Below are 24,045 nucleotides of genomic sequence, written 5' to 3'. Positions count from 1 at the left end.
GCTAGTCCCAACACATATTATATAGAAGAAACACGTTCAGACCGGTTCCTTCGGCACCGCTCCCGTCCCGCTCCGGCCCCCTTCCGCACCGATCCGAACAATGGATATTGCCGCCTCACTTATGCTATGATTCAGGTTGAACAAGATAACGTCTTCGGCGTGATCATTATAAGGAGGCCTTCCCCATTCATGCACTCTCATTCGCGCAAGTCAATCCCGCTTCTGCTCGCTGCGATCGCCCTGATCTCCGTCCTCCTCGCGGGGTGCGGCAACGATAATAAGAAGGCTGGCGCCCCGAGCGGCAGCGTCGATCCGAACGCCAGTCACCCGGTCGTAACCATCGAGATGGACAGCGGCAAGATCATCAAGGCGGAGCTTTATCCGGAAGTCGCCCCGATCACCGTCAACAACTTCATCTCCCTGGTCCAAAAAGGTTTTTATGACGGATTAACGTTCCATCGATTATATGCCGGCTTCATGATCCAGGGCGGCGATCCCGACGGCAACGGCACCGGCGGTCCCGGCTACTCGATCAAGGGAGAATTCGCGAACAACGGCGTCACAAACAAGCTGCTTCACGAACCGGGGGTTCTGTCGATGGCCCGTTCGACCTCCCCGGACAGCGCCGGGTCCCAATTCTTCATTATGGTCAGCACGGTCGATTCGCTCGATACGCTGTATGCCGCCTTCGGCAAGGTAACGGAAGGATTGGACGTCGTGGAAGAACTGTCGAAGCAGCCTACCGTGGACAACGGATATGGCGAGCTGTCCAAGCCGGTCACCGCACCCGTCATGAAGAAGGTAACCGTCGATACGCTCGGCGTCGATTATCCGGAACCGGAGAAGATCACTTCCTGAGCATAAGCCCGGACAAACCTTCCTAAATAGACGTCCTGCCGAGCAGGAATCTCCGACTTCTTCGTGCTACGATTGCTGTATCTCGAACGAATGGAGGAGATCGAATGATCCGTCAGCCTCGGTTCGGCATACAAGGCCCCGTGTTGGCCTGGAACGATCCCTGGAATGCGGAAGCTTCAATGACCGTTATGCGAACCGGCACCGGACGAATGATTCCCGCCCAGGAGCCGGACATCGCCCCAGGAGCGTATACATCGGCGCTTAAGGAGCTTGGCGCCGAATTTTATGTGCATCACTTGTTCCCTGACATGCGGGAGCTGCCCGAATTAATTGAAGACTGCCGACGAACGGGTCTCGGACTTGTGATCGGCAACGAATACGGCAATATCAACGGTCCGTGGGCGGATGAGACCAACCGCTACGACATTCCCCGTGAGGCTCTTGAGCCGCTTCTTCGGAGCGGTGTGCTGGAAGCTCTATTATACGACGAACCGGAGCATCTTCAGATCAATGCAAGCCAATACCGCAAGCGGGACTGGCTTCCGCATTGGGGCCGATTGCAAGCGACTACCTTAAGAGAAGCGAACGAGCGGTTCACAGATCAGGTATCGAAGTGTCTGGCTTCGCTCCGGAAGGCTAATGCCGGCGAGCTTCCCGTTCTGGCCGAGCAAGTATTCCCGACTCTGTTCCACAGTCACGCCCGAGCCGGCATGACGCCTACGCCCAAGATCATGAAGGAATCGTTCCATGCTCTCCAGCTCGGAACCGCGCTAGGAGCGGCGAAGCAGTATCATAAGGGCCTCTGGGTCTGCGCCGATCTGTGGGGCCCGGACACGGGACCGTGGTTGACGCGGGTCCCCGGCTTCCCTGGCCATTCGCCCGCCGAATTCGCTTCCGCGCTGCGTCTCGGTTATCATATGGGACCTTCTCACCTATTCACGGAGAATGTCGACGGACTTCTGCGAATGAACGAAGCCGGGAAGCCGGAGGCGACCGAGTTCGGTGAAGAGTGGCGGCAATTCGTTAAAGACTACGTACCCGCGAACCCGTTGCCGTACGATCATCGGCAGGCACGCGCCGATATCGCGATTGTCCATTCCGACGACAGCAACTATGGCCAGAACGAACGTCCATACGGCATTCGGGAGCTGCCGATGGCGGAGAGCAGCCAATCCGTCTTCCATGCCTGGCATCTGGCGACGCACGGAGCCATCCCCCTTCATGGAAGCTGCCTGCATATCCCGGGCTTCCACTTCCCGCGCCATGCGCTGCAATTCGCCCCTGACTTCATTCGCTACCCGCTGCGGGAGGGCGTTCCCGATAGGGCCTACGGCAAGCCGATCCATCCGCTCTTCCAGCCGGCGAACAGTGTACTTGCCTTCGACGCCTACGCCGATGAAGAGGCGCTGGGTTCTCCATCTCTCCTTATTCTGACCGGCAGTTATATCAGCGAGGAGACACTGTCCGCTTGCGTGAAGCTCGCCGCTCTGGGAACCGATGTCATTGCCTGCGAATGGCTGCTGCCTCGGGAGCTTCGCCATCCGCGCCGCTTCGCCGGAGGAGGCGTCTGGCTGCCGACCGATCATTTGCTGAACGACGCGGCCCGGGAGTTGGCCGCTCCCCATCTCGGCTCGCCCGGTCTATGGAGGCAGCGATTCGGAGATCATGCGGTTCGCATATCGCCCGCAGATGACGAAGGCTTCTCGCTCCACCTTGAAGTGGAATGAGAAGCCCGATGGCGAGCATTCAGCTCATGCAGAGCAGAGGAAGGCCAGTCAAGCTTTATTGCTCCTGAATTTCCGCCTCCGGTCTGACTTCGTAAAGCAAGCCTTTCTTCGTCTCAATCGTCTGCTCGGTTGCCGGCTCGGCCGTCAGCGTCGAGCCAGAACGGGCGCACAGCAGCCGGAACGGCTGCCCGGCCGCAACCCGCAGCAGCCGATCTGCCGATGATAGAAGGAAGGCTCGCTTCAGTCTCCCTTGCTCCCACTCGATATCGACGGTAAAGCCGCCTCTCGCCTTCGCCCCTGCGAGCTCGCCCTCCGGCCAGGCGTCAGGCAAGGCGGGGAGCAGTTCGATTGTCCCTTCGTGCGATTGAAGCAGCAGTTCGACGATGCCGGCGGCCGCTCCGAAGTTGCCGTCAATCTGGAACGGCGGATGCGCGTCGAACAGATTCGCGTAGACCCCTCCCCTGGTGAAGTCCATGACCCCGTCGTCTTCAACCGGGGAGAGCAGTCTGCGAATGAGCGCATAGGCTCGATTCCCTTCGCGAAGCCTCGCTCTTAGCGCGATTTTCCAAGCCAGGCTCCACCCGGTTCCTCCATCGCCCCGCAGCTCCATGCTCCGCCTTGCCGCTTCGTACAGATGAGCATGCCGATTCCGGCCCCAGGCTGAACCGGGATACAGATCGTATAAGTGCGAGACGTGCCGGTGCTCCTCGTCTTCGTCTTCGAAGTCATGGAACCACTCCTGAACGTTCCCGCGGCTCCCGATCTTCGCGGCCGGCAATTCAGTCAGCCTTGCTCGCAGCAGTGGCAGAAGCGGTTCCGACAGACCAAGAAGCTCGGCCGCGTCCACGCAATGAACAAACAATTCGCGAATGAGGCTGATGTCCATGGTGGAGGATACCGTAAGCGCCGGCGTCCTTCCGTCAGGCAGCCGGAAGCGGTGCTCCGGCGAGGTGGAGGGGTTGGTCCGATACATCCCCCGCCCGTCCGGCGTCAGCCAATCGAGGCAGAACAGGGCGGCTTGCCGCAGCACCGGATACGCCCTGGTTCGCAAGAACTCCTCGTCTCCCGTGAACAAGTAATGCTCCCACAGATGCGCGCAGAGCCACACCCCGCCCATCGGCCAATTCGCCCATAACGGATTGCCGTCCCCGTAATTGCCGGGAGGAGCGGATTGCCGCCACACGTCCGAATTGTGGTGTGCCGCCCACCCCTGACAGCCATAATGAATTCGCGCTGTCTCCTCTCCGGTAACGGACAGATCCTCCACGAATTGCAGCAGCGGCTCGTGGCATTCGCTCAGGTTCGTCGGCTCCGCCAGCCAATAATTCATCTGCAGGTTGATGTTAAGCGTATAATTGCAGCTCCAGATCGGACGAACGTGCTGATTCCAGATGCCCTGCAGATTGGCAGGCTGCGTTCCCGGACGCGAGGACGACAGGAGCAGATACCTGCCGTATTGCACGAACAGCGCGACAAGCTCCGCATCCTCCGCCCCGTGCTTCCAAAGCCGCTCGTCTGTCGTCGCTCTCCTTCGATCGTCGGACGGCACAGGTCCCAATCGGAGGCTGAAGCGGTCGAACAACGCCCGATACTCTCGCTCGTGCCGCCGCTTCAGCTCCGGGTACGGCTTCGCCAGCGCCTCCCGAAGACGGCTTGCCGCGAGCTCTCCCGGTGGAAACGATTCGCTGTCGGGCATCCGGTCGAAGCCGGCGAAGCTCGTTCCGGCAGTGAAGCCGAATAGCACCTCCGTCGCCCCCCGAATCCGAATGCCCGTATGATTGACGCTCACTTCGGCTCCCGAATCGGCCCGGCATGCCAATCTGCCTTCGAAGGAGACAGTGCGGCTTGCCGATTCAGGGTCGTACTTGATCGGCACCGGATCGAATGTATAATCGGGACTGACCTCGCTGGGGCAATCGCCCCGCACCGCATAATACGCTTCCTCCTGCGTTCCGTCGCTCCAGACTGTCGTCGACCGCAGCGGGCTGTCCAGCCATGCGGTCAGATCGAGCATGCCCGGCTTGCTGCTGACCAGACGGCAAACAAGCGCCTGATCGGGGCCCGATGCGAACAACTCGCGGGTGTAGGCAACGCCGCCAATCTCATAAGAGGTATTCGCGCAAGCCTTCTCCAGATCAAGCGAGCGCCGATAGCCGTCGGCGAAGTGGCCGTGATGGAAGCGGATATGCCAATCCCCCAGCGGCATGTACGCCTGGGTGTACGGCCCCATCATGCCCGCCTTGCTTAGCCGCTCCGCGTCCTCGTAGCGTTCCTCCAGAACGGCTCGGCGAACCTCGGCCAGCGCTTCAAGCGCACGAGGGTTGTTCCAGTCACGCGGATAACCCGACCACAGCGTATCCTCGTTCAGGGAGATAAGCTCCCTGTCGATTCCTCCGAACACCATGCCGCCAAGCCGGCCATTGCCGACAGGCAGCGCCTCGGTCCATGTCCGAGCCGGCCGATCATAAGCCAGTTCCATGCCCTTGAAGCCTCCTGCCATGTCTACAGTCCGTAATCGGCGACAACTTCCGCCAGACGAACCGGCTGCCCCCCGCGCTTGACGCTCCGGGTCATTGCCTCCATCAGCGCCAGCGTGCGAACGGCTTCCGCGGCATCCGGCAGCGGCGTCTCTCCCCGGTCCAGACAGTCGGCGAAGTGCTCGATGTAGTTTTGATACTCGCCGGCATGATGGCTCCTGTTCTCGAACCGGAAGTAGTAGGACTCCCTGTCGTGTAAGGAATGCACCTTCGGACCTTCTTCCGCGAAGTTCGTATAGTAAACCAGATTGGAATACTCGGCTCGAGAGACGCCCTCGGTGCCGCGAAGCACGCAGCCGATCTGCGACTGGGCATGCTGCCCGAGCGTCGGAAGCGCATAATCTCCGGCCAGAGTGGCGATCTGCCCCGCTTCGTTGCGGGCCGTGAAGCGCAGCGAATCCCATGCCTCCAGTCCGAAGGCGCGGGTATTCGCGCTCGTCAGCGCATAACCGGACACCTCCGAGACATCGGGGAGATACCAACGGACAAGATCGACCGCATGAATCATAAACCCGTAGAACCAACTGAAGCCTTGCTGCCGACTCCAGCCCTTGTCCAGGAACCAGCGCCCGTCCGTAATATAGTGCGCCTCCACCACGGACAGTTCTCCGTGCTTGCCCGCTTCGAAGTCGCTCCGCTGCCGAAGCATCGGCTCGAAGTATCGGGTGCTCTGCCCGATGAACAGCTTGCGATCGCTCTCGTTCATGAAGGCGAGCAGCTTCGCGGCGTCATCCAGCGAAGGCAGAACCGGCTTCGTGCAGATGACATGCTTGCCGGCCCGAATCGCCTGAACGATGTGCGTGAAGTGAAGCTGGTCAGGGGTATAGATCGCAATAACGTCAATCTCGTCGCTGTCCAGCATCTGTTCATATGACGTTGTCCAATGAGGGAATCCGAATTCCCGCTCCCGTTGTCTGCACAGTTCCTCGTTCAAATCGCATACCTGCTTCAACTCCCATCGTTCGCTTTGCAGCGCAGCCGACATGATGCTGCGCCCCTCGCCCAGACCGATAACACCCATCCGATAGGTTTGCTTCATGATGATCTCCTCCCGCTTCCTCAATAAGGCTTAGCGCTTGCTCTTGCTTTGGACACAGGCGCTTCTACTTCAAGAACAGCTCGATAACCGGAATAATTGCCTTCGGCTTCTTCACCGGCAATTGCAGCGTCAGCATACTCGCCGGGCGCCCTTCATCGAACGCTCCCGCTTCCATCGTGAGCCGCTTCTCTCCCTCGATCATAATAATTTCGGACGCATCATCCAGCAGCTGCGCATATTCGACCTTCCCCGAGAAGCCCTCCAGATGAAGCTGCTTAAACGGCCAAGCGAACAAATGCAGATACAGTCGGCGGGTTCGCGGATTGTAAGTGAACCGGCAATCCTCCGGGCAGGCCGGAAGCGCGGCGGGCGCCGCCGTGCATCCATGAATGGAGCGGGCGTGCTTCCTCATCCAGACGCCGATCTCCTCCAATCGCTCCACCGCCCTCTCATCCAGCTCGCCGCGAGCGTTCGGACCGACATTTAACAGGAAGTTGCCTCCCTTGCCGACCGTGTCGATCAGCATGCGCAACAACTGTTCCGTGGTCTTCCAGGATTGTTCGTCCCGATGATAGCCCCAGGAGCCGCTGAACGTATGGCACGCCTCCCACAGCACCGGCTTGCCGTCGATCTTGATCCATTCCCGCGGCTGATACTGCTCCGGCGTCGTAATATCGCCCGGCACACCGAGGCGATCGTTGATCAGTGTGCGAGGCTGCAGCGTCGACACCATCTCCACGAATCGCTCGCTCTGCCACTCCTCCTTGCCCTTGCCGGGGAAGCCCTGCTCCGGGGGAATGGAGAAGTCGAGGAACAGGACATCAATATCGCCATATTCCGTCAGCAGCTCCCTCGTTTGCCCGTGCATGTAGTCCACGTAATTTTGCCAATTACGCCCGGAATCCTTCGCCGCATAATCCTTGTCGTGCCGCATCGGATGCTTGACGTCGATCGTATAATCCGGGTGATGCCAATCCAGAAGCGAATAATACAACCCGGTACGAATACCCTCTGCCCGGAACGCCTCCAGCATCGGTCTTAGCAGATCCGCCCCGCAAGGAGTGTTGGTGCTCTTGTAGTCGGTCAGCCTGGAATCCCAGAGGCAGAAGCCCTCATGATGCTTGGCCGTCACGACCATATACTTCATTCCCGCATCGCTCGCCAGCTTGGCCCACTTCTCCGGTGCGTACAGATCGGGATCGAATCGCCGGAAGTACTTCTCGTACTCCTCATTGCTCATTGCTTCTCTGCAGCGCATCCATTCGTGACGCGCACCGAGCGAGTACAGCCCCCAGTGAATATAAAGTCCGAACCGCGCCTCCGCGAACCATTCGGTGCGAGGATCGTTCGTCAACAAGGCATGTCTGTCCGACACGTTCGCCTGCTCCTTGGCGTCAGCCATCTTGCTCACCACTCCTTCGACGTTGGCCTTAGCCTGTCGTTCTGTCCCGCTTGCGATATTCTCTCGGCGTGACCTCATATTGCTGTTTAAACTGCTTGTGAAAATAATTCAAAGAACGATACCCGCACTCGTAGGCGATAGAAGTTACACTTAAATTCGAAGTGCATAACAGCCTCCGCGCCATCTGAATGCGCAGCCGACGGATAAATACCCGAGGACTCATTCCGGTCAACATTCGGAATTCCTCATAGAATGGCGTCTTCCCGAGCCCGCTTGTGCGAATAATCTCTGTCATGTCGAGATCGGTCGTAATATGCTCGACGATAAAGGCTACCGCTTCGAACAAGCTCTCGCGGGCTGAGCAATACACCGTATTCCTCTGTGCAGGGTGCGCCGTATCCTCGCCAAGCCCTTCGAGCAGATAGCCGAGCAGTTCAACCAGCTTCGAGTACTGAAGCAAGATCCGCCCCGACGCGCCGGCATGGTCCGCTGCCCCGCACCAATCCGCCAGAGCTTCCGCCGAGCGTCGCATCTCCCGCGTACAGGCAGAGCTTGCTTCTATCGTGTCGCTTCCGCAGGCCCCATAGAGCAAGGCAAGCAGCTTGCCCCCCTGCGGCAATCCGGGCAGCAGCTCCACGGCCAGACGAATATGCAGCAGCCGGCAGCCGTTCGCTCCATTCGGAATGATGGTCAGCGCTTCGCCCGACAACCCGCCGATCACGAAGTCGCCAACCTCCAACTGCCGCTTCGGCCCCTCCCGCTGCATATAAGCTGCGCCTGCCGTAAGGCACAGCAGATCCACATGCTCGCCCCGTCCCTCCAGCGTCATCCAACGACGAACCTGGCTCCAGCTCGCATCCCAGCCGACGCATTCCCGCATCTCCTTCAGCCACGGCTCCCTCATAACGGCTTACCCCTTGACCGAACCGGCCGTCATCCCGGAAATAATAAACCGCTGCCCCAACAGATAGATGACAACGACCGGGAGCGTTGTCAGAACAATGTCCGCCGACACGAGATTCCAGTTGACCTGGAATCGGCCGAAGAAGTTGTACACGGCCAGCGTCATCGGCCACTTGTCCGAATTGTTCAGGAAGTAGAGCGGATGGATAAAGTCGCTCCATGTCCCCATAAAGTTCAGAATGGCCACCGTGACCAGCACTGGCTTCAGCAGCGGCATCACAACCGCCAGGAACAGCCGGATCGGCGAGCAGCCGTCGACAACGCCCGCTTCGTCGAGCTCGCGTGGAACGCCTCCGATGAAGCCGTGGATCAGAAACACGCTGAACGGAATGCTCGAGGCCGTCAGAATCAGAATGATTCCGAGCTGCGTGTTCAGCAGATGCGTCCATTGCATCACTTTCATCAAAGTAACGAAGTTGGTCGGCATCGCAATGCCCATAATAAGATAGAAGTACATCCCCTTGTTGAATCGGGTCCGATGTCGGGAGAAGACATAAGCGGCCAACGACGCAAGCAGGATGCTGCCGACCGTCGCTCCGCATGCGTACAGAAGACTGTTGAAGAACGACCGAACCAGCTTCCCTTCCTCGATGACGATCGAGTAATTGGACCATTGGAACGCCTTCGGCAGCGACAGCTTCATCCCGTTCGCTTCGGCTTTGGTCTTCAGCGAATTGACCGCGACAAGCAGAAGCGGGACAAACATGACAGCGCTCAGAATCCAGGCCACAGCATTGCGCAGCGCCGGCAGCAGAGCCTTGTTCACACCCATCATGATTCATTCCCCTCTCTGGACATCAGGCGTACAACGAAGTAACCCAGCACCGTCATAACAATAAACAGAACGGAGGACAGCGCCGTCCCCATGCCGTAATTGCCCGTGGAGAATTCCTTGAAGATTGCCGTGTACATAACATCCGTCGCGTAGCCGGGACCGCCGTTCGTCAGCACGTAGACGACCTCGAACACCTTGAGGCCATGAAGCAGATTCAGCACCGTTGTCACCATCAGAGCCGGTATGATAAGCGGAAGCGTAATGTGCAGCAGCTTCTGCCAGAAGTTGGCTCCATCGATAGAGGCAGCCTCATAGTAGGTTTTATCGATCGATTGCAGGCCGGCCAGCAGAATGATCATAATGTAGCCGACCCCCTTCCACACATCTACCGCAATGATCGATTTGAACGCCCAATTCAGATCGGTCAGCCACTTCTGCGTCATGAATTCGAGGCCGACCGTCCGCAGCGATTCATTCAGCAGCCCCGTAGCGGGATTCAGAATCGACTTGAAGATCAGGCCCACAACGAGCATCGGAATAATCGAGGGCATGAACAGCATGACGCGATGAAGCCCCTTCGCCCGAATGCCGTCATTCAGCATCATGGCGAAGAGCATGCCAAGAACCGTCTTGAGAACGACTGTCGCGACCATGAACACAAGCGTGTTTTTGATGTAACCGAGATACTTCGCTTGGCCGTCGAAGATCTTGGCCAGGTTGTCGAAGCCGATATAATGAACCTCATTCGAGTAACTGTTCCAGTCCGTGAAGGAGTAGTAAATGCCCATCAATCCCGGCATCACAAAAAAAACGGAATAAACAATCAAGGCCGCGATGGCGAAATAGAACGGATACATGGCGCGATTCATCGCTAATCCCTCTTTTCTCGGTCAATGCGGGTTGGCAACGACCGGCATCCGGCCGTTGCCAACCCGCTCCTGTTAATCTTGTCGTCAACATATCAATTCAGGTTATTGCCATCAGGTTATTGCCAATTGGAATCCTGTGCCACCTTCGCCATGCTCTCGCGCCTCTCGTCAATGCTCTTCAGCACATCGATGGGCTCGATAACGCCGGCCAGCATCGCGACCATGTCCTTGCCGATATCCATCCATTGCGGGTTCACGTAGTTAACGTAATCCTGAATATCCGTTCCGCGCTCCGGGTAGCTGTCGAACAGCTTCTGCTGCTCCGCCGTATACTTATTATTCAGACCCGGGAAGTTCAAGTTGGAGATCGTCGCATCGTTGTCCACCATGTATTGCAGATTCTCCTGCTTCGTCAGGAATTCAAAGTACTGCTTCGCTTCCTCGATATGCTTGGAGCCGGAGTAGATAAACTTGCTCGGGCCGCCCGGATTGATGTAGTAGATCTGATTGTCCGTAAGCGGGATCGGGAAGAAGCCGATATCTTCGATCTCGTAATCGTCGTACTGATCCGACCATTCCTGCGCCACGCTTTGCGCTACGAGACTCATCGCGAACTGTCCGCTGCCAAGCTTGGCGACCGTATCGGAACCGGTATCGGACAGGACGTTATCGCCGAAGAAGCCCAAATCGTACATTTCCTTGAATTGGGTCAAGGAATCGAGCATCGCCTGGCTATCGACGAACTTCTTCTTGTTCTGATTCAGATCGTCGTACAGATTCGGTTCCAGCTTCTCGTAATTCGGCCCGGGTTCGGCGAACCACAGCACATGGTGCCAGCCGTCTGCGATCGGCTCGTAGATCGGCGTAACGCCAGTCTTCTGGATCGTCAACGCCGCATTCTTGAATTCCTCATACGTCTTCGGAAGGTCCAGATTCAATTGACTGAACAGCTTCTTGTTATAGGCGACCACGAAGCTGCTGTAGGTGTCCCAGATCGTAAGCGCATACACTTTGCCGTTGGCGGTAAGCTGCTCCACGGACAGCGGATCCTCACGCTGCACCCATTCCTGATCGCTCAGATCGACGGCATTGCTCTCTACGTTGTAATTCATCGTAATTTCGCTGTAGCCGCTTTGCCCTCCGAAGATATCCGGCCCTTCGCCTGCGTTCAGCTTCGTCTTCAGCACGTTGAAATACTGATCGGAAGGGACATTCTGGAAGTCGATCTTGATTCCGGTCTCTTCTTCAAACTTCTTCGCAAGCTCCATCTCGGCATCCTTAATCCAGCCTTGACTGGCCATGTAGGTCAGCGTGATATTTTTTTTGCCGCTCGAATTTGAAGCCCCTTCCGACGCAGTGTTGTCGCCGCTGCCGCTGCCGCCGCCGCAAGCCGTCAACGCCGATGCCATGACCAGAAGAGCGGCAGGCACGACGATCGTCCACTTCTTCATTCCTTTATTCCCCCTGTTCAGTTGTCGCTTGCTCATCCAAGGATGATATCTATAAGTATATTGAACTGCGCTCCATCCTCCATAGAGGAATCACTCCTAAACTTATCTAAATTTAACCGCTTACATAATGAATTTATTGAGGTATAATTGATTAAAGTTTAGTCCTGCGCAGCATTCTGGAGGAGAGATCATGATTTTCAAGACGATGAAGACCGCGCTGTTCCTGACGTATTCCTCCATCATCCTGATCGTCTTCGCTACGTTTGTCCTCTGCTTCTATTCCTGGTCTACCCGACAATTGCGAGACCAGGCTACGAGCACATTGGAGAGCTTCGGCGCCTCCATTCAGGAGCAGCTTGTTCAGCAGATCGAACAATTGAATCGGGTGTCGCTGAACGTTATGTATTCCAATCTGGTTAAGCTGCGCTTCGCCAGCTACATGTCAGGCAACGCACTGTCGGTTGACCGCGCCGCAAGCGCCGATTCGGACGGTGACAGGGACGAGGGCGGCAACATCGATTCGCCGGGGAGCGACAGCCCGACTCCTTCAGTTGCGGCTGACGACGCCTCCTCGGCCGCCCAGCAACGCATCCAGCAGAACAACGACGCCAAGGTTCTGACCGATGCGCTGACGGCGATAATCGGCCCCTCCCGTCTGGCGGAGCAGATCTATCTGTACTCCTTCAACGGACGCTATTATGGAACCGGCTTCGACAATCGCGAGCAGACCTATGACCCCGAAGACAAACCTTTTATTGCGCAATTGCTGCAGGAGGCTCCGGGCAAGATCGTCTCCGATCCCCTTCCGGACCTGCTGCTGTCCAAGTATTATTCGTCTGTGGACGGCAAGTATTCGATCTCGCTCTATCGTCTGCTGTACAACGAATACAATGTTCCGATCGGAGCCATCGAGGTGAAGCAGTACGCGTACCGCGTGTTCGCAAGCGCCTCCGACTTCGCCGACAGCAACCCGTATGACGGTCATATCTACGTGCTGAATTCCGCAGGCTCCATCATTTATCCGTTCGAGAGCGACCCGGAGCTTAGCGAGACATTCCGCGACATTGCCGCCGTTGCGGATCGCAGCAACGACTCCTCCCTCAGCTTGCCCTTCATGGATCCGGTTACGGGAGAGAAGCAGCTGCTGTCGCTCCATTACTCGTCGGCAACCGGCTGGACAACCATTCTGACAACGTCTGAGAGCGACCTGTTCCTTTCTCTCAGGAGGTTCACGCTTCAACTGTTCGGAACCGCCTTCCTCCTGCTCGCGCTTGGAATCGCGCTCTCCTTCTATGCGGCGAACAAGATTACCAATCCGATCTACCGGATTCGGCGGGCCGTTCGCAACTTCTCCTTCGAATTGATCGGTTCCAACATCATTGCCCAGCAGAAAATGAACAGCGGCTTCATCGAGCTTGACGAGCTGTACGACGCATTCCAGAGCATGAGCGAACGGCTGAAGCTCTCCCTGGACCATCTGCTGCGGGCTGAATCGCAGAGCCTGCAAGCGAGAATCAGCGCGCTGCAATCGCAGATGAATCCCCACTTCCTATTTAATACGCTCGCTACCTTGCAGGAGATGGCCGAGCAGCGAATGAACGAGCCACTTATCTCGACGATCGAACACATGTCCGACTTGTTGCGCTACATCGCCTCCAAGGAACGCCTTGTCCCGCTCGGAGAAGAATTGAAGCACACCATCCACTTTCTCGATATCCACAAGATCCGCTTCGGTGAGTGGCTGACCTACCGTGTCTCCGTGCCGGAGGCGCTGTTGACGCAGACCGTTCCTAAACTGATCGTACAGCCTCTGGTCGAGAACAGCATCAAGTTCAGCTCCGCCCTGGCTCCTCCGTGGCGCATCGAACTCATCGGCTCGGTGATCGGCAGCCATTGGCAGATGGAAGTCCGAGACTACGGAAGAGGCTTCGAGCCGGAACAGCTTCATAGGCTGAACGCCAGGCTTGCCTCGTTGGAGAAGGAGGGCGGCCTGCCTGCGCTTGAGCTGAACGGCATGGGACTGCTCAATATTTACGCCCGACTGAACCTGATCTACGGCGAGAACAAGCTGTTCTGCATCCGCAACCATCCGGAAGGCGGCGCGTCCGTCGTCATCGGAGGACTACTGGACAAGGAGTGACCCATTATGAACTCAGCCATGTATTCGACCGTTGTCGTAGAAGACGAAGAACTGATCCGCAACGGATTGGTCCGCAAGATCGAGCAGAGCCGCCCGTGCTTCTCCGTCGTCGGGGAAGCTGCTCAAGGCGTGGAAGCGCTTGAACTAATTCGGCGTCTGCAGCCTCAACTGCTCATCACCGACATTCGCATGCCCGTCATGGACGGACTAAAGCTGATCGAGGAGGTTCACAACTACTTCCCTCGCACCGCCGTTATTATTGCCAGCGGCTACGCCGACTTCGAATACGCCCGTCAAGCAATGAAATTCAACGTCAAGCACTATTTGCTCAAGCCCTTCAAGCTGCTGGAGCTCTCGGATATGCTCGACGATGTCCGGGCTCAGTTGTCGCTGGAGCCGCTGGTCGAAGCCAACGACAGCGAGAAGACGGTGCAACGGATCCAGCACTATCTTCGAGGGCACTATCACGAAGACATCAGCCTGGAACACCTTGCGAAGCAGTTCAACTTCTCATCCGCCTATCTGAGCAAGATCTTCCTTAAGCATGCCGGGGAGGCTCCATCCAAATACATTGCCGCGCTGCGGATCAACGAAGCCAAGCGCCTGCTCAAGCATCGCAAGGACCTTCCCGTGAAGACCGTCGGGGAGCAGGTCGGCTACCCCGACCCCTTCTACTTCAGCCGAATCTTTAAGCAAGCTACGGGAGTGACGCCGCGAGATTATCAGAAGTGATTCGTCCATCCCCTCCTCCAGAGCTGCATCCCATCTGCTGGCATTATGCCTCTTCTCCCACTCGTTCAGGATAGGAATGCTCCGGGAATACCCGGCGATGGGCTTGGTACGGCGATAGGCGATGTATGACGATGGTCGGGGTACTTCTGCGCTGCGTGCAGGGGCAACAACGAGCCCGACCTGACGTCGGAGCGCGATCACTGTACACGAAGAGGGACGGCAGGGAAGGGGCGAAGATCGCAAGGGGAGGTTCCTGAGCCGGCGGGGGAAGAGACATAAGCGTCCAGAAGGAGGATAACACCTATGGTTGCACCATAATATGGTAGTCATCTTGCGAAGGAGGGGGATTGTATCAATAAAGAACAGCAGCGGAACGAAGAACGGCGACGACAGGAGGAATCCCTCCCAACGCCGCCGCATGGCTTCATTCCTCATTCGAGGCGCCCGGCGAGCGCATCTTCCAGGAACCGCAGGCCGTCATCGGCCGGATCGAACTCGTGTTTGCCGTCGAACACCTTAAATTGCAAACGATAAGGAAGCCTCAATTGAGCATACAGCCGCTCGATCTTCCGGAATTCCCGAGCCGCCGAGTCGGCCTCGAACAATTCGTCTTCGCTTCCTACTTCGATATAGAGCGGTCTCGGGCAGACTAACCCCGCCACCTCCGCATCCAGGAACAGGTTGCCGGAATCTTGCCAGATCCAGTCGCTCCAGTCGTATCGGAAGCGATCGTTGAAGAAGCAGGACGTATAGACGGCCCGGATTCTCGTGTCGGCGGCCGCCGTGAACAATGCGTAGAAGCCTCCATAAGAGAGGCCGCATATTCCGATTCGCCCCCCGTCGATATCAGACCTCGCCTGCATATAGTCCAGGCTCCTTCGCAGCTTATAAATCTCCAGCGCCGCGATCGACCCTCCGAGCTGCTTTAGCTGATGATCGAATTCCTTCCGCTTCTTCTCCGGCCCTTGCTCCGGTGTCCACAGATGGAGCTGCGGAGCGAACACGGCCAAGCCCCGCCTCAAGCAACGTCGCGGCATATCGTTATAATTGCTGCTCTCGTAGAATGCAGCGCATAACTCGGGCGTCCCTCCCCCGCCGTGCTGGACGATGACGAGCGGATGAGGCCCTTCCGTCAGAGGCAGGAACAGCAGTCCGTACAAGCTCAGGCGGCTATCCACCCGAATGTCCAACCGATAGATACGGGACAACTCGTCTTCTCCGACGAACTCGATATCCGCTTCCGGGACGGTTGCTGTGTCGGAATATGTCGCAAGCGGCCAGCCCAACATGCGAATAAACCTCTCCCGATACGAATGATTGCTTCTCTCGAAGGCTGATGGAGAATGGAGATCCGGTCGGTAGAACCGCTCCCTCCGCCGGTCCGCTTCTTCTCTCGCCAAGCGTACGTACTGTTCCAACTGAAGGAACTGCCGTTCGCGGCGTTCATTGGCCGCCCCGGCCGGTTCTCTATACAAACGTTCGCCCGTCCGATCATTCCCCATATTCGTTCCCCTCGCTCATTCCTTGTCTGCGTCAATGCCGAACCGACTCCCACAATTCCAGACGATCCGGATCGTCGTCCCCACTGCGCACGACGAATGCGAACTTTGACGCCGGCTCGGCCGATTCGCCTTCTCTTCCAAGAGCCAAGGCCAGCGCGACGACCTCATCTTCCCCCGTGTCCAGCTTCCACGCCTCCGACCAGCCATGTTCCCAATAATATAACCTTCCTCTTCTCATGAAGAGGAAGCGTCGTCCGGGCGAATCGAGCGGAAGGAACCGAATCGCGAATGAATCCTCTTGGGATTCCTCCTGGGATTCCTCTTGCGAACCCTCTTGCGGCTTCTCTTGCGAGTACGCTTGTCCGGCCCTCTTAGTCCCCGGGAGCGGAACTTCCAGCAACGACTCACCGTTGCCATGCCGATCCAGGAGACGCAGCTTCCCGCCTTCCTCGAGTAGCAGCGTCACCGCTCCGTCTCGCGCCTTGATATCTACAACATTGCCGGCAACACCGAGAGATTCCCACTCCTCCTCGTTCCAGCGATAGGCTTGCCCTTTCGATAACAGCCAGCATGAACCGCTGTCCGCAACCAGACTCTCTGCCGGTCCCGGCAGAGAGTCGAGCCTGACGAGCGCGATCTCACCGACACCGCCAGCCTCTCCCGCTTCAAGCTTCGCCAACCACAGATGCGAGTCGTTCGCGAACCATACCGCACCATTCGGACCGGCGGCCAGAACAACGACGGGAGAGGCCAACTCCGTTCTTCGCTCCGGCACTCCCCCTATCGCCTTCCGCACGAATCTTCCGGGATCGTTCGCCTCACAGACTCCGAGCCACCGCCCCCACGCCGACCAGATCCTCCCCTCTGAATAAGCCAGCGCATGAGCCTTGGCCTTCACATGGAGCGTCCCCATGACCGCCTCGTGCTCCGGCCGCACCTCCCATGAGTACCCGTCCTCCGATGCCGCGATGAACGCTTGGCCGGGCAGCGCAAGCAGACCGTTCCTGAGCAGCGGCCCCGCGCCTACCGGACAAGAAGCCGTTCGCTTGAGCAGCTTCCGCAGCATCCATTCCGCCGGCGTTCTCCCCTCGCTCCAGCTCTGACTCGCGAGTATCCCCCTGCGTTCGTGATCCAGCGTATGGACCGTTGTCTCATTCTCGCCAATGTCGACTAACCTGGATTGCCGATACCCATCGCGAGTGCAACTGCCGTGAACGCCCGTCAGGAAAAAGTGGGTGCCGTGCCGGTACGTGTGGCTATCCTGATAATGATGGCTAAGATGATAGTGAGCGGAGAACCACATGACGATCTCCGAGTAATCCCGCAGCCATCTCATCCATCGCTCCGGATCGTGATTCTGGTCCAGATAAGCGTTCGTCGACCGCACATGCGTGCCCGGTACGGTACGCAGGCCGCTTCCCATCGGCGGCGCATGGCTGAACACAATAATCGGTACCCCTCTTCGCTTCTCCAGAAGCGCCGTCAACTCCTCGAATTGCCGGTCCGATACATAACATTCCTGAACCTGATGACAGGATTCCGCCGGTTGCGGCTCCGTCGAGATGAACAAGAGACGCACCTTCTCCAGCTCGATGACGCCATAGACGTCTTCTCCGGCCAATTGGCCGATTCGGATCAGAGCGTCCGCCATCGTTCCATGAGGCAGCGCCCCGTCTCCCGACTCCCGCTCCAGGTCGTGATTGCCGAGAATCGGCCGAATCGGCGATCCTGTTCTCCGAAGCAGCCCGTACGCTTCCTCCAGACCGGCCGGCGAACCGATGTTGCCGTATGTGCCGAAGTCGCCCAGGGCCACGACGAGATCCGGAGCGGCGTTCCGAACATCGTCCATTGCCCGCTCCGACAGCTCCCATTCGTCCTCCAGCAGATGGAAATCCCCTATGATCGCAATTCGCAAGCTATCCCGTCTCCTTCACGCTCCCGCTTCCCTGCTCCTGACTCTGCCCAACTCCGTCTTCTCCGGCTAGTCGATATTCAGGAACGTGACCTGTCCCATGCCGGGATAAGTCGCACCGACGCTAATGGTGCTAAGCCCCAGAAGATGCATGGACGTCCCGTCAACGGTTATGCGGCCGGGAAGATGCAGGTGACCGGAATAGACATCGCCGATTCGGCCGCGAACGCACTCGTCGAACAGCCAAGGAGCATGACTCTGCACATACTTGGCAAGCTCGCGTCCCGGACTTATCGACAGAATATAGTCTCTTACCTCCGGAATGTCGACAGGCACGTGGGTAATCAATATTTTCCGCTGCTCGGATCTCGTCTGCTCCCGCAACCATTCGCGAGTTCCCGGAAGCACGCCGCTGAACGCGCTGTTCATCAGAATCAATCGCGTATTCCCGACGTCAATCGTCCGGTTGTCGAAGTTGATGCCGCCTTCCTTCCAGCCTCGATCCGCTTCCAGCCATCTCTCCCCTTGGCTGTAATAATCGTAGGCTCCCCGTTCCTGGCTCCAAGTGTAGACGGAGTAATCGTGGTTGCCCGGCGTCGCTTCCCACGGGATGCCGAGCCCATTCATCAGATCCGCAACATAATCCCGGTTCTCCACGCTGTACCAGTCGACCAAGTCCCCTACGCTCAGAATCAAGTCGGGCGACTCCTTCCGGATTCGATCCGCGATCGGCCGGAACGAAGGCCACGCATCCGCGAAGTGCTTGCGTCTGCGCCGCAACTCGTCCCTCGGCTCGTCGGGCGACACCAACTGCAGATCGCCAAGTATCGCCAGCTTCATCTTCATTCCTCCTCCAACCATAACGGGGCGACGCTCCGGGTCGTCGTTCGATCCCCCGAAGCGCGCACCGCACCTCAAGCTCATTCCGGCGTCTTAAGCATGATCGAGCCGCTTCTCGCATACAACCCGAAGTATCCCGAATCCTCGATTCGTTCCGCTTCATCGTCCAGGAAGTAGAAGACATTCCTTCCGTCTATGTTCAGAATGAGGCGAACTCCTCCGCTCTCGTTCACCGCGCCGAACTGCACGCGCCGCGTCTCCCGGAACGGCAGATAATCGTTCGGTATCGCCGGACCTCCTATACTCGTGTAGCCGTTAATCGAGCCATAGATCACCGTTCGAACGCCTCCGTTGAATCGGTGCAGCTCGATGACATCCGTCTTGAACACGAGCAAGTACAAATCGTTGGTCGGCGAATCGAACGCTTCGTCCGACTCCTGAACGCGAAGCGCCAGCGAAGGCCAACCGCCATCGGCATCGATTCGCACATCCATCTCCAACAATTCGTCCTCGTACGTCTCCCCGGTATAAGTCGCGAAGCCGGCGGGCGTCGAGATTTCGATCTCGTCCGCAGAGGCTTGCAGATTGCCCGAGCCCGTTGCCGATACGTACCAATTCGTCGGATCGTTGATCGCATCCTCGAACGAAGTCGGCGTATAAGTCAGGCCGGCATCGTCTCCGATCTGGAAGACGGTCACTTCGACCAGCTTGGTACGCGGCACACCGTCCACGACCAGCTCGAATTCAATATCGGCCGTACCCGAGTCGATCGCGGTCAGCAGCCCCTGGGCGCTTATCGTCGCTACGTTCTCATCGCTGCTCGTGTACGAGAGGGAGGACGGCTCCAGGGTCTGCCCGAAGATCGACTTCGCCTCCACGTACAATTGCTTCTTGGCACCCTTCAGCAGCTCAAGCTCGCCGCCCAAGTCGTATCTCGCCTTGTTCTCCCCATAATAGGCGTCGATTCGGCTGAATTCGTCGTCCACGTATACCGGCACTTGCTTCATCCACAACATATCGCCAACCTTGACGCCGACATGAACGGTCGCAACTCCGGAGCCAACTCCGTACACGCTGCCCGAGACGGACACTTCGGCAACCGATTCGTCGTCGCTGTAGTAGAAGAGATCGGCCCCGTCCAGATCGACCGTCCCGTCCTTGCCGTCAGCCGCCGTGACATTCAGCGCGACCGAATTGCCCGTCGAGACGTTTAATGCGGCAGGAACGGCGATCCTCTCCGGCACATCCTCCGCCATTGCCCGATACGGCTCCTCGAGCCCCGAATTGTCGATGATCTCCAGCGCTTCCGTCGGCCAATCCGCGTCCGGATACAGATAGGTGTTAACGGTCGAGACGTTATCTCCGTACAATCGCGTATTGCTTACGGTCGTGTAATTCGAATCGTACAGGATGTTATAGCTTCCTCCGTTGACGAACGCCCAGTTGGCGGGGAAAATCTCATCCCAGACAGGCGATTCGCTCTGGTCGATAACATTCCGTTCGATCGCCCAATTCGTGGAGCCCTGATCGTTGTAGATCGTTCCGTATCGATTCATTTGATTGCGGACATAGTTCTCCGTAATCTCATTCATGTCGTTCAACGATCCGCCCGTTCTTCCCAGCGTATAGATGGCGCCTCCGTCATAGATCTGATCTCCCATCAGATCGTGGATGAAGTTGGCATGAATCTTCACGTTGCGCAAGACGGACGTCGGAATCAGATCGAAGCCGAAGCCGATCGTGATGCCGTCATAGGGCAAATTGAACAGCTCATTGTGGCTGATGCTGGAATCGACCAGGAAGCCGAGGCCGAACGCGGCCGACGAACGGTAATCGATGCCGATATCGTGAACGTAGTTGTTCTCGATCGTGAAGCCTCGCATGACCAAGCGCGGGTCTGACGGCAGATAGATGTCCGGATCGAACTTCGAGACCTCTCCGATGTCGACAGCTCCTCCCGAGATATCGTAGAAGCGGTTGCCGACAATCTGAACCTGCTGCACTCCGTTTATCATCTCCAGACCGATAATGCCCAGCTTCGAGAAGTCGTTGCCGATAAAATCGATATGGGCCGCCTTCTCCACCTGGATGTTGCCGGGAGGCAGCTTCTCGTTGTCGTCGCGCAGCGAATTGTTCTGTCCGTCCGCATGCCCCCGGTCTCCGCTTGGCCGCAGCCAGGTCGCATACGAGAACGTCAGCCCTTCGAAGCGAATGCCGTCCACCGGCGTATCCAGTGTCGTGCCTTCGATGTGCATCAGCTTCTCCAGCACGGGGGCGACCACATCGGCCGTGCTCATGTTTTCGCCGGGCCTCGGCTTGTAATAGAACGTATCCGTCGTCCGGTCGAGATACCATTCCCCGGGCCGGTCGATCAATTCGTACGCATTCTCGATGTACCACGGATAATCGACGCTGTCCTTCGACGTCACGTACGACCAGCCCGGCTGCTGCATCGTAATGACCGCCTGGCCGTTGTCCGTCGTAATGGAAGCGATCCGATTGCGCGGGTTCGTCCATTCCGCCTTGAGCACCAGCTCCATATCCCCGATATTGCCCCATCCGGCAAGCTCGATATCGTCGGAGCGATAGCCGCCCGAGACAATCTCGGGGTTCGTCAGCCCTCCGTCGCTTCTTGCCCGAACGGCGCGCACGCCGTCTACGTACAACTGTCTGGTCTCGATATCGAAGCCCGCGTCAGCCTTGTAAATGTTGTTCTCCGCATCATATAACGTCCATCCGGTGATCCGTTTGCCGCCCTCCACGACAGGTTCTTCTCCCTCGTAAGCCCGATAGACGATTCGGTAGCCGTTGCTTCCGGAATCCCTCTCGTCGAGATAGAAGGTCGAATCGAGCGCATAATCCCCTCCGCGAAGATAGATTACGATATCGCCCGTCATCTCGTCGTTCATCGTTCGCGCAGCATCTCGAGCCCGCTCCAGCGTCCGATAAGGCGAGGCCAACGTGCCCGGATTGCCGTCGTCCCCGTCCGGAGACACATACAACTCCGCTTGGACCGACCGGTTCACGACCGTAAGGCTGCTGGTCGCGGCGATCTCCTCTTCTTCCGTCGTAGCGGTGATCGTCGCCGTGCCGGCTCCGACCGCGAACACTCGCCCCTCTTCGTCCACGGTCGCCACGCCGGTGTCGCTGCTGGCCCAGGTCACGTTCCCGTTCGTTGCATCATACGGCTCCATGGCCGGCACGAGCTGCCGATCGGAGCCGACCGGCAGCGTCAGGGAAGAGGGAGTCAAGACGAGCGACTCCGGCAGCTTCTCCACGACCTGAACCATGGCTTGATCCGTAAACGAGCCATCCGTCGTCACAGCGGTCAGGGTCGCCGTGCCAAGGCCGACAGCCGTCGCGTTGCCAAGCTCGTCAATCGAGACGACCGCTTCATCGCTGCTCGACCAGCTTGCCGATTCGAAGGTCGGTTCAATCGGCGCAAGCTCGGGCCGAAGCCGATACGTCCGGCCAAGCGACAGCTCGGAAGGAAGCCCGGACGTCGATACCCCGGTCACGGCTTCGTAGCTGTACCCCTGGATATCGTCGTAATAAGCCGTTCCCGTCGACAGGCTGTAGATGCCGAACTGCAGGGTGGCGACCTCGCTGCCGGAGGCCATCAAGGGCAATCCGACTCGCTTCGGCTCTCCGTCGATATACAGATCGTAGGTCCCTGTCGTCGTGTCGATCGCCAAGTCGAATTGGTACCAGCGGTTCGTCTCGTAAGCTTGCACCGCTTCCCACGCCCCGCTATGGAAGACGGAGATCTTGCCCGTGTTGTGGAAGGCAACGTACAGAATCGCCGTTCCCGCGCGATTGCGTATCGCGGAGACGTAAGCCACCGCGTTCTTCTGCTTCGCCATCGCCTTCATGGACAGCTTCATCTTCTCATTGCCGGTCGGCACGGAACGAGTGACCATGTAGGAGCTCGACGTCGCTTCCGTCTTCTCGATGCGCAGCGCCTTGCCCGACGAATAAGGCTTCGAAGTCACCGTCGCATCCGCCCCCGAGGCTGTCGGCACGGTCAGCGACGTCGGCTTGGTTCCTTCGGCATAGCCTTCGAAGCTCTCGTCGAAGAGATCGGGCTGACGCAGGACCGTTACCGTTAGGCTGTCGCCGTAATCTCCGTCCTCGCTGACCGCCGTAATGACGCTCTCGCCCGGCTCCAGCCCCGTCAATGTGGCGATGCTTGACCCGGCATCATAGACGACAGAGACGACGGAAGGCTCGCTTGAAGCCCATTCGATTCCCTTGTTGCTGGCATAGAAGGGCTGCAAATAAGCTTCCAACGGCACGACGTCGCCTTCCCTGATCGTTAGAGCGTCGCCGTCAAGAGACAGCCCCGTTACCGGTACGTTCGGTCCCGACGGAACCGTAACGATGCATTCGGCGTAAGCTCCGCCGACCGATGTCGCTCGGACCGCAGCCGTGCCATAGCCGTAAGCGGTTATCGCTCCGCTCGAATCGACACGGACAACCGACGGATCGCTTGTTGTCCACGTCACTCCCTCAAGCGCCGGCCACCCCGGAGTCACGTCGGCCTCCAGGGCATCGCTCTGACCGAGCGGCAGCGTGACGGAGCTTGCGCTCAGATCAACCTCATGCGAGTAGACGGACAATTCATCGAAGTACGCCGTTCCCGGCGTCGTCTTGTACACCTGGTATTCGATTCGTTTGAAGTTCTCGGCATCCAAGTCCTTGAATGCGATCGGCCCTACCTTCCACTGCCCGTCGATTACGATTCCGTATTGCTGGGTGTCGGTATCCACGACGGCCGCAATGTCATACCACACATCCTCCGCATACGACTGCAGGACAACGGAGCCGGTTGCCGTCTGGTAACGAATCTGACCTTGCGCCGTCAAGGTCACCGCCAGAAATTCCTTGCTGTCCGACGAACGAAGCGACATCGCGACCACGGCGGCATTCGTCTGCTCCGCCATGACCCTGGTGCGCACGATGAATCGGCCGGTCAGCGGCGTGGCGAAGCTCTTGCGGGCATACAAGCCGGACGCCGTATCCACATCCGTCCGTTCGATCCGCAAGCTCTTGTCCGACGAGTCCGGCGTCTCGGCCACGGACACGGAGCCGTAAGCTTCGCCGAAGCTCCAGTCGGAGCCCGCCGGCTTGTTCCCGGCGGCAATGCCGTTGAAGCTCTCTTGATACAGATCGCCTGCGCCGATCTCCTCTGCCGATGCCGCCTTGGGTGCATGCCAGACAATTGCCTGAAGCAGAAGGCTTGCCATGAGAAGCCTGGCAAGCCTGGTAAGCCTGCGGACAACTTTCCTGTTCACATTA

At 58.1% G+C, this 24,045-nt stretch carries 15 protein-coding genes; 4 read left to right on the top strand and 11 right to left on the bottom strand.

The features are described from left to right. Nucleotides 1-189: 189 nt before the first annotated feature. Together E6C55_RS13095 and E6C55_RS13090 are read left to right on the top strand one after the other, a co-directional pair. Nucleotides 190-858: a peptidylprolyl isomerase gene (locus E6C55_RS13095; RefSeq protein WP_136370250.1), complete on the top strand. Its 669-nt coding sequence runs from the start codon at nt 190-192 to the stop codon at nt 856-858. Nucleotides 859-962: 104 nt separating this feature from the next. After that, nucleotides 963-2,585 (top strand): hypothetical protein, encoded by a 1,623-nt coding sequence (locus E6C55_RS13090; protein WP_136370249.1) that lies wholly within the window; start codon nt 963-965, stop codon nt 2,583-2,585. A 55-nt stretch (nt 2,586-2,640) separates the two neighbouring features. Here the strand turns inward: E6C55_RS13090 and E6C55_RS13085 are convergent, their stop codons facing one another. From E6C55_RS13085 to E6C55_RS13055, 7 genes are all read right to left on the bottom strand, one after another. Then, nucleotides 2,641-5,064, bottom strand: coding sequence for a glycoside hydrolase family 95 protein (locus E6C55_RS13085; RefSeq protein WP_136370248.1), 2,424 nt, complete (start codon nt 5,062-5,064; stop codon nt 2,641-2,643). Between the two features lie 23 nt (nt 5,065-5,087). Next, a complete protein-coding gene (locus E6C55_RS13080; protein ID WP_136370247.1) occupies nt 5,088-6,161 on the bottom strand; it encodes a Gfo/Idh/MocA family protein in 1,074 nt (357 codons plus the stop codon). A gap of 64 nt (nt 6,162-6,225) precedes the next feature. Further along, the gene (locus tag E6C55_RS13075) at nt 6,226-7,563 is read right to left on the bottom strand and encodes an alpha-L-fucosidase (protein WP_136370246.1); all 1,338 of its coding nucleotides are present in this window, start codon (nt 7,561-7,563) and stop codon (nt 6,226-6,228) included. A 28-nt stretch (nt 7,564-7,591) separates the two neighbouring features. Beyond that, entirely contained in the window at nt 7,592-8,467 is an 876-nt protein-coding gene (locus E6C55_RS13070) for a helix-turn-helix domain-containing protein (protein WP_136370245.1), read from the bottom strand. Nucleotides 8,468-8,473: 6 nt separating this feature from the next. Further along, nucleotides 8,474-9,301, bottom strand: a complete 828-nt coding sequence (locus E6C55_RS13065; protein ID WP_136370244.1) for a carbohydrate ABC transporter permease — start codon at nt 9,299-9,301, stop codon at nt 8,474-8,476. Next, on the bottom strand, nt 9,298-10,170 hold the full coding sequence (locus E6C55_RS13060) for a carbohydrate ABC transporter permease (RefSeq protein WP_136370243.1): 873 nt from the start codon (nt 10,168-10,170) through the stop codon (nt 9,298-9,300). Before E6C55_RS13060 ends, E6C55_RS13065 begins: the two co-directional genes overlap by 4 nt. Before the next feature lie 116 nt (nt 10,171-10,286). Further along, nucleotides 10,287-11,621, bottom strand: coding sequence for an ABC transporter substrate-binding protein (locus tag E6C55_RS13055; RefSeq protein WP_168735620.1), 1,335 nt, complete (start codon nt 11,619-11,621; stop codon nt 10,287-10,289). Nucleotides 11,622-11,811: 190 nt separating this feature from the next. On the opposite strand from E6C55_RS13055, the gene E6C55_RS13050 reads away from it, so the two are divergent. Together E6C55_RS13050 and E6C55_RS13045 are read left to right on the top strand one after the other, a co-directional pair. Further along, nucleotides 11,812-13,761 (top strand): sensor histidine kinase, encoded by a 1,950-nt coding sequence (locus E6C55_RS13050; protein WP_136370241.1) that lies wholly within the window; start codon nt 11,812-11,814, stop codon nt 13,759-13,761. Nucleotides 13,762-13,767: 6 nt separating this feature from the next. Next, nucleotides 13,768-14,493, top strand: a complete 726-nt coding sequence (locus E6C55_RS13045; RefSeq protein WP_136370240.1) for a response regulator transcription factor — start codon at nt 13,768-13,770, stop codon at nt 14,491-14,493. 431 nt (nt 14,494-14,924) lie between these two features. Here E6C55_RS13045 and E6C55_RS13040 read toward each other — a convergent pair whose 3' ends face one another. From E6C55_RS13040 to E6C55_RS13025, 4 genes are all read right to left on the bottom strand, one after another. Further along, nucleotides 14,925-15,995, bottom strand: a complete 1,071-nt coding sequence (locus E6C55_RS13040) for a dienelactone hydrolase family protein (RefSeq protein WP_136370239.1) — start codon at nt 15,993-15,995, stop codon at nt 14,925-14,927. 31 nt (nt 15,996-16,026) lie between these two features. Further along, the gene (locus E6C55_RS13035; protein ID WP_136370238.1) at nt 16,027-17,910 is read right to left on the bottom strand and encodes a metallophosphoesterase family protein; all 1,884 of its coding nucleotides are present in this window, start codon (nt 17,908-17,910) and stop codon (nt 16,027-16,029) included. 66 nt (nt 17,911-17,976) lie between these two features. Further along, the gene (locus E6C55_RS13030) at nt 17,977-18,747 is read right to left on the bottom strand and encodes a metallophosphoesterase family protein (protein WP_168735619.1); all 771 of its coding nucleotides are present in this window, start codon (nt 18,745-18,747) and stop codon (nt 17,977-17,979) included. An 80-nt stretch (nt 18,748-18,827) separates the two neighbouring features. Next, the gene (locus E6C55_RS13025; protein ID WP_168735618.1) at nt 18,828-24,041 is read right to left on the bottom strand and encodes an Ig-like domain-containing protein; all 5,214 of its coding nucleotides are present in this window, start codon (nt 24,039-24,041) and stop codon (nt 18,828-18,830) included. Nucleotides 24,042-24,045: the final 4 nt, after the last annotated feature.

The organism is Cohnella fermenti (assembly GCF_004801405.1).
GTDB lineage: Bacteria > Bacillota > Bacilli > Paenibacillales > Paenibacillaceae > Cohnella > Cohnella fermenti.
The sequence above is the reverse complement of the archived record's forward strand: the minus strand, read 5'-3'. Positions and strand labels throughout refer to the sequence as shown.